General features: G+C 41.5%; 4 protein-coding genes, 2 tRNA genes and 4 rRNA genes. All 10 read left to right on the top strand.

Features of this window, described 5'->3' with window-relative positions:
• Positions 1-1,168: 1,168 nt before the first annotated feature.
• Positions 1,169-2,698, top strand: a 16S ribosomal RNA gene (locus ACFX5U_RS21730).
• Positions 2,699-2,820: 122 nt separating this feature from the next.
• Positions 2,821-2,897, top strand: a tRNA-Ile gene (locus ACFX5U_RS21725).
• A gap of 11 nt (positions 2,898-2,908) precedes the next feature.
• Positions 2,909-2,982 (top strand) — tRNA-Ala (locus tag ACFX5U_RS21720).
• A 225-nt stretch (positions 2,983-3,207) separates the two neighbouring features.
• Positions 3,208-6,094 (top strand): 23S ribosomal RNA (locus tag ACFX5U_RS21715).
• Between the two features lie 111 nt (positions 6,095-6,205).
• A 5S ribosomal RNA gene (gene rrf / locus ACFX5U_RS21710) occupies positions 6,206-6,317 on the top strand.
• Between the two features lie 83 nt (positions 6,318-6,400).
• Positions 6,401-6,512, top strand: a 5S ribosomal RNA gene (rrf, locus tag ACFX5U_RS21705).
• The 16S, 23S and 5S rRNA genes sit together here with 2 tRNA genes alongside, the layout of an rRNA operon.
• A gap of 203 nt (positions 6,513-6,715) precedes the next feature.
• Positions 6,716-7,774, top strand: a complete 1,059-nt coding sequence (locus ACFX5U_RS21700; RefSeq protein ID WP_400262112.1) for an efflux RND transporter periplasmic adaptor subunit — start codon at positions 6,716-6,718, stop codon at positions 7,772-7,774.
• A gap of 9 nt (positions 7,775-7,783) precedes the next feature.
• Positions 7,784-10,861, top strand: a complete 3,078-nt coding sequence (locus ACFX5U_RS21695; protein ID WP_038701883.1) for an efflux RND transporter permease subunit — start codon at positions 7,784-7,786, stop codon at positions 10,859-10,861.
• A gap of 1 nt (position 10,862) precedes the next feature.
• Complete coding sequence (locus tag ACFX5U_RS21690; RefSeq protein ID WP_400262111.1) at positions 10,863-11,432, top strand: TolC family protein; 570 nt, start codon at positions 10,863-10,865, stop codon at positions 11,430-11,432.
• Positions 11,401-12,168, top strand: coding sequence for a TolC family protein (locus ACFX5U_RS21685; RefSeq protein ID WP_400262110.1), 768 nt, complete (start codon positions 11,401-11,403; stop codon positions 12,166-12,168). The genes ACFX5U_RS21690 and ACFX5U_RS21685 overlap by 32 nt, the downstream gene beginning before the upstream one ends.
• The last annotated feature ends 14 nt before the right edge of the window (positions 12,169-12,182 follow it).

Genomic DNA, 12,182 nt, shown 5'->3' with positions numbered 1-12,182 from the left:
AGATCGTATTATTGGACAGATTAAGAAAGTTCTTAGTAAAATTTTATTAGTGTAGTAGCTGGTTATTGGTGTTCATCTATTTTTTCGAATAGCTATGGAGCATATAGTATGTATTATAATTTATAATTTATAATTTTTCGGTTTCGCAATTTAATATAGATGTATCGTTATTTAATCCTGATATGAGTAGCGGGTTATTGGTTGATATATATAATTATTGCTAGCAGGGTATATTCTTTTTATATGGACAAGCTTTTTACGATGCAATACCTTATTCCTATTATAGGATGATAGTAGTTAGATTGCTTGTGAATGGAGAAATATTTTTTGAAGCTACAGATTATATTTATAATTTTTTAATCACATAATGTAATTGGGTTTATGAACTTGATATTTTATTCTATATAGATGTTCGTGATGAGTCAATTTTGTTAGTATAATCGTATGCCGTATAAAAGGAAGATTTGAACTCAACTGGTTTGATGTGTATGTTGATTTGACCATATAGGGTGCATACTGTATGTTTTATTTTTGTGCAGCGGTATTTAGAGTATCTTTTTTATAGCATTGGCCATATGCTGGATAATTTATTTACAGTTTATATCCTTCTTTCTTGCTAGGTGGTTTCGTCTTAATATAGCACATATTAATATCGAATTAGCCCTCTATGCGGTTCCTCCAAAAAACAATCATCCAATGATACAGCAAGTTACCCCCTTTCTCAATAAATAAGCAAGAAAACGTTTGGAAGTGATTATAAAAATGGTCTATCTTTGCACCACTCCGCAAGGGAGGAACGGTCGGTTCGAAAGGGCTGACACTGAAAAAAAGAGGGTCTATTTAATTTAGACGCAGAAATCGAAAAGGTCTCCAAAAATAAATTTTCACATTTATTTTGGATATACCAAAAAGATCTCTACCTTTGCAGTCCCAACGGAAACGAAGGGAACCAAAACAAGATCGATAACGGCGCAATGCCGACATCATATAGCCGAAGCGAGATGCGGAAGCGAAAAAAGTTCTTTAAAAATATAATCATGTAACGTAACGAGTAGTGTTGAGAAACGACGAAAGTTAAAAAAAATCAACCTGTTCAATTTTAGAATTAGAAATAAAATACAAGACAATTCTATTTATTATAAATAGTCTTGATCTTACACTTCATTTTACAATGGAGAGTTTGATCCTGGCTCAGGATGAACGCTAGCGGCAGGCCTAATACATGCAAGTCGGACGGGATTCGGGGAGTAGCTTGCTACGAACCGATGAGAGTGGCGCACGGGTGCGTAACGCGTGAGCAACCTACCCATATCTGGGGGATAGCCTCTCGAAAGAGAGATTAACACCGCATAACATCATCGAGTGGCATCACTCGATGATCAAATATTCATAGGATATGGATGGGCTCGCGTGACATTAGCTAGTTGGAGAGGTAACGGCTCACCAAGGCTACGATGTCTAGGGGCTCTGAGAGGAGAATCCCCCACACTGGTACTGAGACACGGACCAGACTCCTACGGGAGGCAGCAGTAAGGAATATTGGTCAATGGAGGCAACTCTGAACCAGCCATGCCGCGTGCAGGATGACTGCCCTATGGGTTGTAAACTGCTTTTGTCAGGGAATAAACCTACTTACGTGTAAGTAGCTGAATGTACCTGAAGAATAAGGATCGGCTAACTCCGTGCCAGCAGCCGCGGTAATACGGAGGATCCAAGCGTTATCCGGATTTATTGGGTTTAAAGGGTGCGTAGGCGGTCCTATAAGTCAGTGGTGAAAGACGGCAGCTTAACTGTCGCAGTGCCTTTGATACTGTAGGACTTGAATCTATTTGAAGTGGGCGGAATAAGACAAGTAGCGGTGAAATGCATAGATATGTCTTAGAACTCCGATTGCGAAGGCAGCTCACTAAGTTAGCATTGACGCTGATGCACGAAAGCGTGGGGATCAAACAGGATTAGATACCCTGGTAGTCCACGCCCTAAACGATGATAACTCGATGTTTGCGATACACAGTAAGCGTCCAAGCGAAAGCGTTAAGTTATCCACCTGGGGAGTACGGTCGCAAGATTGAAACTCAAAGGAATTGACGGGGGCCCGCACAAGCGGAGGAGCATGTGGTTTAATTCGATGATACGCGAGGAACCTTACCCGGGCTTGAAAGTTAGTGAATGATCCAGAGACGGATCAGTCCTTCGGGACACGAAACTAGGTGCTGCATGGCTGTCGTCAGCTCGTGCCGTGAGGTGTTGGGTTAAGTCCCGCAACGAGCGCAACCCCTATGTTTAGTTGCCAGCGAGTTATGTCGGGGACTCTAAACAGACTGCCTGTGCAAACAGTGAGGAAGGTGGGGACGACGTCAAGTCATCATGGCCCTTACGTCCGGGGCTACACACGTGCTACAATGGATGGTACAGCGGGCAGCTACATAGCAATATGATGCTAATCTCTAAAAGCCATTCACAGTTCGGATTGAGGTCTGCAACTCGACCTCATGAAGTTGGATTCGCTAGTAATCGCGTATCAGCAATGACGCGGTGAATACGTTCCCGGGCCTTGTACACACCGCCCGTCAAGCCATGAAAGTTGGGGGTACCTAAAGCATGTAACCGCAAGGAGCGTGTTAGGGTAAAACCGATAATTGGGGCTAAGTCGTAACAAGGTAGCCGTACCGGAAGGTGCGGCTGGAATACCTCCTTTCTAGAGCATTCAAGATTGAAGCTCGTTACGTATACACATGATTTATATTATAGAAACAAAAAGAAACATTTGAAGAAATGTGCCCATCCCTGTAGGATGGTCCAGAGAGAGAATGATAAGCTAGTCCCGTAGCTCAGTTGGTTAGAGCACTACACTGATAATGTAGGGGTCAGCAGTTCAAATCTGCTCGGGACTACCATAAAACGATACGGGGAATTAGCTCAGCTGGCTAGAGCACCTGCCTTGCACGCAGGGGGTCATCGGTTCGACTCCGATATTCTCCACAGGTCTGCCCGAACACCAAGATATTGTGTTCATTATAAGGGGGACAAAGAGTTCTTTGACATATTGAAAGAAAAAAATTACAAGAGAAGACAACAGTAGAGACAATACTGTGATGTGCTCGATGTATTATGAAGACCCTCGGTCAAGGCCGAACGGATTAATGCGTAGCATCATGGTTATATATATCAAAAAGCAACCCATAGTAGCAAAAGGGCTATGAGGTGAAGAAAGTAAATAAGGGCACACGGGGGATGCCTAGGCTCTCAGAGGCGATGAAGGACGTGATAAGCTGCGATAAGCTTCGGGGATCAGCAAATGTGAGTTCGATCCGAAGATTTCCGAATGGGGCAACCTAGCATACTGAAGGTATGTTGTATAATACGCGAACGCGCTGAACTGAAACATCTAAGTAGGCGTAGGAGAAGAAAATAATAATGATTTCCCAAGTAGTGGCGAGCGAACGGGAAAGAGCCCAAACCATTGATGTTACGGCATCAGTGGGGTTGTAGGGCTGCGATGTGGCATTAGCAAACAGAAGTGGAATGGGATGGGAAGCCCAGCTATAAACGGTGATAGCCCGGTACACGTATAGAATGCTAGCCTAGCAGTACCCTGAGTACCGCGGGGTCGGAGACGCCCTGTGGGAATCTGTCAGCACCATCTGATAAGGCTAAATACTCCTGAGAGACCGATAGTGAACTAGTACCGTGAGGGAAAGGTGAAAAGAACCTCGAACAGAGGAGTGAAAAGAACCTGAAACCGTGTGCTTACAAGCGGTCGGAGCTGCCAGGTGCAGTGACGGCGTGCCTTTTGCATAATGAGCCTACGAGTTACTCTTGTCTGGCAAGGTTAAGTGGTTCAGCCACGCAGCCGAAGCGAAAGCGAGTCTTAATAGGGCGCATAGTCAGATGAGGTAGACGCGAAACCTTGTGATCTACCCTTGGGCAGGTTGAAGTTGCAGTAACATGTAATGGAGGACCGAACCGATAAACGTTGAAAAGTTTTCGGATGACCTGAGGGTAGGGGTGAAAGGCTAATCAAACTGGGAAATAGCTCGTACTCCCCGAAATGTTTTTAGGAACAGCGTCGGCATAGAGTCTTATAGAGGTAGAGCTACCGATTGGGTGCGGGGGAGTCAAATCCTACCAAATCCAGACGAACTCCGAATGCTATAAGATATGGCCGGCAGTGAGGCTTTGGGTGCTAAGGTCCAAGGCCGAGAGGGAAAGAACCCAGACCATCAGCTAAGGTCCCTAAATATACGCTAAGTTGAACTAACGAGGTCCGGTTGCCTAGACAGCTAGGATGTTGGCTTGGAAGCAGCCATTCATTTAAAGAGTGCGTAACAGCTCACTAGTCGAGCGGCCGGGCGTGGATAATAAACGGGCATCAAGTGTATTACCGAAGCTATGGATTTGTATCATTAGATACATCTGGTAGGGGAGCATTCTATTTACGGTGAAGCGATCTGGTAATGGGTCGTGGAGTGCATAGAAAAGCAAATGTAGGCATAAGTAACGATAAGGCGGGTGAGAAACCCGCCCACCGAAAGACTAAGGTTTCCTGATCAACGCTAATCGGATCAGGGTTAGTCGGGGCCTAAGGCGCATCCGAAGGGAGCAAGCCGATGGACAACTGGTCAATATTCCAGTACTTTTTATAACTGCGATGTGGTGACGGAGTAGTGACACTGCCGCGAACTGACGGAATAGTTCGTTGAAAGGCGTAGGTATAGGGACGGTAGGCAAATCCGCCGACCCTGCTGAAACCCAATAGTACAGCAAAGCTTCGGCGGCGTTGATAGAGCAGGTAAACAGACTTCCAAGAAAACCCGCTAAGCTTCAGGTTATAAAAACCCGTACCGTAAACCGACACAGGTAGTCGAGGAGAGAATCCTAAGGTGCTCGAGTGAATCATGGCTAAGGAACTCGGCAAAATGGCCCTGTAACTTCGGGAGAAGGGGCGCTTCCTCCAGCAATGGAGAAGCCGCAGTGAAAAGGCCCAGGCGACTGTTTAACAAAAACATATGGCTTTGCAAAATCGAAAGATGAAGTATAAGGCCTGACACCTGCCCGGTGCTGGAAGGTTAAGAGGGGATGTCATCGTAAGAGAAGCATTGAATCGAAGCCCCAGTAAACGGCGGCCGTAACTATAACGGTCCTAAGGTAGCGAAATTCCTTGTCGGGTAAGTTCCGACCTGCACGAATGGTGTAACGATCTGGGCGCTGTCTCAGCCATGAGCTCGGTGAAATTGTGGTATCGGTGAAGACGCCGATTACCCGCAACGGGACGGAAAGACCCCATGCACCTTCACTATAGCTTAACATTGGAATTGGGTACAGGATGTGTAGGATAGGCGGGAGATGTTGAAGTGGCTTCGCTAGGAGTCATGGAATCAACCTTGAAATACCGCCCTTTCTGTATCCGGTTTCTAACTCGGTTATATCGAGGACATTGTTTGGTGGGTAGTTTGACTGGGGTGGTCGCCTCCAAAAAGGTAACGGAGGCTTTCAAAGGTAAGCTCAGTACGCTTGGTAACCGTACGAGGAGTGCAATGGCATAAGCTTGCTTGACTGTGAGACCAACAAGTCGAACAGGGTCGAAAGACGGACATAGTGATCCGGTGGTTCTGTATGGAAGGGCCATCGCTCAAAGGATAAAAGGTACGCTGGGGATAACAGGCTGATCTCCCCCAAGAGCTCATATCGACGGGGAGGTTTGGCACCTCGATGTCGGCTCGTCACATCCTGGGGCTGGAGAAGGTCCCAAGGGTTGGGCTGTTCGCCCATTAAAGTGGCACGCGAGCTGGGTTCAGAACGTCGCGAGACAGTTCGGTCCCTATCTGTTGTGGGCGTTGGAAGTTTGAGTGGATCTGTCCTTAGTACGAGAGGACCGGGATGGACTGACCGCTGGTAAACCAGTTATGCCGCCAGGTGTACGGCTGGGTAGCTACGTCGGGAATAGATAAGCGCTGAAAGCATCTAAGTGCGAAACTAGCCACGAGATGAGACTTCCTTATAGGGCCGTAGAAGACTACTACGTCGATAGGTTGCAGGTGTAAAGGTAGAGATACCATAGCTGAGCAATACTAATCACCCGAAGCTTTCTCAAGCAACGCAGACACTGTTGTCTTCCTCTTTTAGTTTTTCTTTCAATTGTCTATAGATCAGATGGTCACTTTATCCGTAATGGATATTGTTTCTATATTCTGATAACCTTATTTTAGGTGCCTATATCGGCGGTGTCTACCTCTTCCCATTCCGAACAGAGAAGTCAAGCCCGCCAGAGCCGATGGTATTGCCGTAACAGGTGGGAGAGTAGGTCGGTGCCTTTTTTTATACAAAATAGCCTTTTTAACGAAGGCTATTTTACTTTAAATCTGATTTGTTTACATCAACTGTGTTGATTCAAAATATTTTAGGTGTCTATATCGGCGGTGTCTACCTCTTCCCATTCCGAACAGAGAAGTCAAGCCCGCCAGAGCCGATGGTATTGCCGTAACAGGTGGGAGAGTAGGTCGATGCCTTTTTTTATACAAAAGCCATTAAGATATTATCTTAATGGCTTTTTCTGTATATTACCTTTTTTTATTTCAGAATTTATTTATGATAATATCATTTTTTCTTCTATTATCATAACAATATTACGAACTTCCCCATTTTTACTCATTAAATTTTTATAAACTTGAAAGATGGAATGCCTATAAGGTATTTTGAAATTCTATACTGAATTATGAAAATTAAATATATTATCATTGGACTGTTGGTTGTTTTATTTGGCTACTTAATTTGGCAACGAATTTTAATAAATAGGGAGAAAAGCAGTAAACCAACTACTGCCAAAGGGAAAGAAAATGTAATGTCTGTTTACGGTGCTGTTATACATGCTGAATCATTTGCCGATAATTTGAATTTAACGGGAACAATTGAACCTGATGAGCAAGTTGAAATTAGGTCTGAAGTGTCTGGTTTAATTGCTGAATTGAATTTTTCTGAAGGGAGTCATGTAAATAAAGATGCTGTTTTGGTGAAAATGGTGGCATCAGATCTATTAGCCCAATTGGAACAAGCAAAAACGAGAATGCAACTAACCTCTGAAAATGAGAGAAGGGCAAAATTACTGTTGGAAAAGGAAGCCATCAGTCAGGAGGAATATGATATCGCTAGTGCTGAGTATAGAACAGCTAAATCGCAAATCGTATATATTGAAGCACAGCTGTCCAAAACATATATAAGAGCTCCATTTTCGGGAACTATTGGCCTACGTTCTGTTTCTAAGGGCGCATATATTACACCTACTACAAATATTGCCAGATTAGTAAAATCAGATCGTATAAAGCTTTCATTTGCTATACCGGAAAAATATGTCAACCGCGTTTCAGTGGGTAAGACAGTTTCATTTACTATTCCTGAAAGCAAAGAAGTATTTTACGCGAAAGTATTTGCAATAGATCCAGCAGTTGATTTGAACACGAGGACCTTATTGATAAAAGCTATGGCTGATAATGTTGGTAATAAATTTGTTCCAGGAGTATTTGCTAATGTTGTTTTACCTTTGGAAAGCATAAATGATGCTTTAATGGTTCCTTCAGAAGCACTGATACCAATACAAAATGGTAAAAAGATTTTCGTAATGAAAGCTGGAAGGGCTAGGGAGGTGCTCGTGGAAACAGGGGGGAGAACAAAGGATAAGGTTAATGTTTTATCCGGATTAACGCATGGTGATACGGTGTTGACAACAGGTATTATGTCTTTGAAAGATGATGTTAAGGTGAAGGTTACATTACGTTAGTTGTTTATTATGAGTTTATCTACCACAAGTATTAAACGTCCTGTACTAACAATTGTTCTGAATTTGATGCTTATCTTATTCGGGATTATTGGCTATAGCTACTTGGGCGTACGTGAATTTCCTTCTATTGATCCTGCTCAAATTTCTGTAAGAACGAGCTATGCAGGGGCTAATGCGGATATTATCGAATCGCAGATTACAGAACCACTAGAGAAATCGATCAACTCTATTGATGGTATCAGAAATATCTCTTCCTCCAGTAATCAAGGAACGAGTAACATTACAGTGGAATTCAATTTAGGAAAGAATTTAGAGGAGGCAGCGAACGATGTGCGTGATAAAGTCTCACAAGCATTGAGAAGTTTACCTCAAGATATTGATGCTGCTCCCGTGGTATCAAAAGCGGATGCTGATTCTGAACCGATTATTACCATGACTGTCCAGAGTTCGGAACGGAATATTTTGGAGCTTTCAGATTATGCTGAAAATTCTATTTCACAAAGACTTCAAACGATTCCGGGAGTGAGTTCCGTACAGATTTGGGGGCAAAAGAAGTTCGCTATGCGTCTCTGGTTAGACCCTGTGAAATTGAACTCCTATGGTGTAACTGTTTTGGATGTCAGATCAGCCTTGGATCTTCAGAATGTGGAATTGCCATCGGGTAAATTAACGGGATCTAATACTGAATTAACAGTGAAGACCATTGGAAATTTGGCTACAGAAGATGAATTTAACAATATCATCATTAAATCTACTGGGAATAGTATTATTCGATTAAGCGATGTAGGAAACGCTGCCTTAGAAGCCGAAAACTTTGAAACGAAGATGTCAGATTCGGGGCTTCCTATGATCAGTATGGCTGTGATCCCACAACCAGGTACCAATTATTTGGAAATTGCAAAAAATTTCTACAAAGAGTTTGATCAACTTAAAAAGGATTTACCCGAGGGTATTGTCATGAAAATTGCCATGGATAATACCCTTTTTGTGAAACGTGCAGTTTTAGAGGTTGCTGAGACCTTATTGATTTCTGTTGTGTTGGTTGTGTTGATTATTTTTCTATTCTTTAGAAATTGGTCGATTGCTTTTCGTCCACTAATCGATATACCTGTATCGTTGATAGCGACGTTTTTTGTTATGTATCTATGTGGTTTTTCAATCAATGTACTGACCTTATTAGCAATCGTGCTGGCAACAGGTTTAGTTGTTGATGACGGTATTGTAGTAACAGAAAATATATTTAAAAAGGTAGAAGAGGGAATGTCTCCGATTCAGGCCGCTATTAAAGGTTCTAATGAGATTTTCTTTGCAGTAATCTCTATATCGATTACTTTGGCAGCGGTATTCCTTCCTGTTGTATTTTTGGAAGGTTTTGTTGGCCGTCTTTTTAGGGAGTTTGGAATTGTTATTGGAGCAGCTGTACTTATTTCAGCTTTTGTTTCATTGACATTGACGCCCATGTTAAATGCCTATTTAATGAAAGGTGGGGAACAGAAAAAAACTAAATTTTATAATAGAACGGAACCATATTTTGTAGCATTGACAACTGGATATGCCAATTCATTGGTTAAATTTTTGAAAAAAAAATGGCTTAGTTTTCCTATTATCTTGGCCTGCTTTGGTTTGATTTATTTGTTTTTTAATCTATTACCAAAAGAAACCGCTCCTTATGATGACCGCAGTTATTTATCATTGCGTGTTACTGCTCCAGAAGGTGTTTCATACGATTATATGGATCGGTTTATGACTGAATTGACGACACTTGTTAATGATTCGGTTCCAGAAAAAGATGTCAGCTTGGTTATTACTTCCCCGGGATTCGGTTCTGCGGCTGCTAATAGCGGGATGATTCGTCTCGGACTTGTACAGCAGGATAAACGGGATCGTACCCAAGCTGAAATAGCACATGATTTATCTAGATTGACAAGATCCTCTTCAGAAGCGAAGGTTTCTATAACTGAACAACCGACAATTTCAGTGAATAGACGTGGAGGCTTACCGGTTCAATATATTATACAGGCACCCAATTTTCAGAAATTACAAGAAAAAATTCCGGAATTCATGGAAGCAGTGGATGATGACCCAACATTTTCAATTAGTGATGTAAATTTGAAATTTAATAAGCCTGAGGTATATGTCAATATAGATCGGGAGAAGGCATTAAGCCTGGGTGTCTCAATTTTGGATGTTGCTCAAACTTTACAAATGTCATTATCTGGACAACGATTTGGCTATTTTATGATGAATGGCCGCCAGTATCAAGTCATAGGTCAATTTGATAAAAAAGATACAGGAACCCCTCTGGATCTTGCTTCTATTTTCGTTAAGAACAAAGATGGTAAGTTAATCCAGTTAGATAATATCGTGAAAATTGAAGAACGAAGCAGTCCTCCACAGTTATATCATAATAATCGGTATATGTCTGCAACTGTTTCTGCAGGATTAGCTCCTGGTAAAAGTCTGGGTGAAGGAATAGAAGCAATGGATCGTATAAAAGAAAAAGTTCTGGATGAGACTTTCACAACGGATCTGGGTGGTGAATCTAGGGACTTTAAAGAAAGTGGCTCGAATACCATGTTTGCCTTTGGATTAGCTTTGTTGTTGATCTATCTTATTTTGGCGGCACAATTCGAAAGCTTTATCGACCCATTGGTTATTATTATTACAGTACCATTGGCTGTCGCAGGGGCTTTGTTCTCCCTGTGGTTGTTTGGTCAATCTTGGAATATCTTTAGTCAAATAGGAACGATTATGTTGATTGGATTGGTAACAAAGAATGGTATTTTGATTGTAGAATTTGCTAATCAATTGCGTGAAGAAGGTAAATCGAAATATAATGCAATTATTGAGGCTTCTGCTGGTCGCTTAAGGCCGATTCTAATGACTTCTTTAGCGATTGCACTCGGAGCACTGCCGATTGCATTATCGTTCGGTGCGGCGTCTACAAGTCGTATAGGAATGGGTGTTGTGATTGTGGGAGGTACGTTGTTCTCCCTTGTTTTAACTTTGTTTGTTATTCCTGCGATTTATCTGATGTGGTCTAGAGTAAAAAATATAAATCCTGAATTGTCGAATATTGAAGAATAATATGTATAAGTTTTATTATCTATTAGCATTGCTTTTTATACCGATTGGTACTGCAGTGTCCCAAAATATATTAACAGCTCAAGAGGCTGTTTCACTTGCGATGCAAAATAATTTTGATGTTTTATTAACAAAAAACGATCTTGCAGTTGCAAAGGAAAATCTTACTTATGGGAATGCGGGCCTGTTGCCAAGTCTAACCGCTAATTTTAGTCAAAGCAATAGTAATCAAAATTCTAAGCAGACACAGGTTTCAGGAGAAGTGAGGGAGCTGGATAATGCCAAAAATAACAGTATGAACTATGGCGTAAGCTTAGGATGGACCATTTTCGATGGTTTTGGGATGTTTGCGCGCTATGATAAATTAAACGAGTTGAAAGCTCGAGGTGAAATTGAGTTGCAATCGGTTATCATAAGTACTGTTGGCGATGTGCTAAACATGTACTATACGATTGTTCTTGAGGAAAATCTGCTCAATACCATTGATTCTTCTATCATGATTTCCACTGATAGATTGAAAACTGCAGAAAATCGCTTTCAGATTGGAAAAGCGTCGAAACTGGAGGTTTCTTAATGTACAGGTTAATCTGAATTCGGATGAATCTTTAAGGTTAAAAAAAATAGAAACAATTCGTAATTTAAAAACAGAACTGAATCGTTTGATGGCACGTGATCTAAATAATGATTTTCAGGTGGAAGAGCAATTTCATTTTAATGAAAACCTAAAGATGGATGATCTATTAATTCAAGCGTCCAGCCAAAACCTTGAGCTGCAGTTAATAAAATTAGATAAGCGAATTGCCGAATTAGAACTTAAAGATGTAAAATCTAGGCGATTGCCCATTGTCAGATTAAATTCAGGATATAATTTTTCATCCTCTGAATCTAGTTTGGGTTTTGTTTCTCAATCGAGTGCAAGAGGGCTTACGTATGGTGTGACTGCTTCCTTTAATATTTTCGATGGTTTCAATCAACGTAGAATTGAAAGGATAGCTAAGATAGGTGTAAAGAAGGCCGGAATTCAGATTGAAAGAAGCAAAGCATTGGTCGATGCATCTATTGTAAAGGCTTACCAAAGTTATATGACCAATATCAGTTTAGCAAAACTTGAATATAAGAATGAGAGAATTGCAAAGCAGAATTTAGGGATAACATTAGACAAGTATAAAATTGGCACAATCAGCGCAGTAGAATTTAGAGATGCACAGGAGAATTATGTGAATGCAATGAGCCGTTTGAAAGAGGCTAATTACCTTGCTAAGTTATCAGAAATTGGTTTAAAAGAATTGGTTGGCAATCTTGATCTATAAATAAAACAGCATGC

The organism is Sphingobacterium sp. SG20118 (assembly GCF_044740685.1).
GTDB lineage: Bacteria > Bacteroidota > Bacteroidia > Sphingobacteriales > Sphingobacteriaceae > Sphingobacterium.
This window is presented reverse-complemented; position numbering and strand designations above follow the sequence as displayed.

What these genes read in the sequence shown, in the direction of transcription:
- ACFX5U_RS21700 (WP_400262112.1), top strand. Translation starts at nt 6,716, where the DNA reads ATGAAAATTAAATATATTATCATTGGACTGTTGGTTGTTTTATTTGGC.
- ACFX5U_RS21695 (WP_038701883.1), top strand. Translation starts at nt 7,784, where the DNA reads ATGAGTTTATCTACCACAAGTATTAAACGTCCTGTACTAACAATTGTT.
- ACFX5U_RS21690 (WP_400262111.1), top strand. Translation starts at nt 10,863, where the DNA reads ATGTATAAGTTTTATTATCTATTAGCATTGCTTTTTATACCGATTGGT.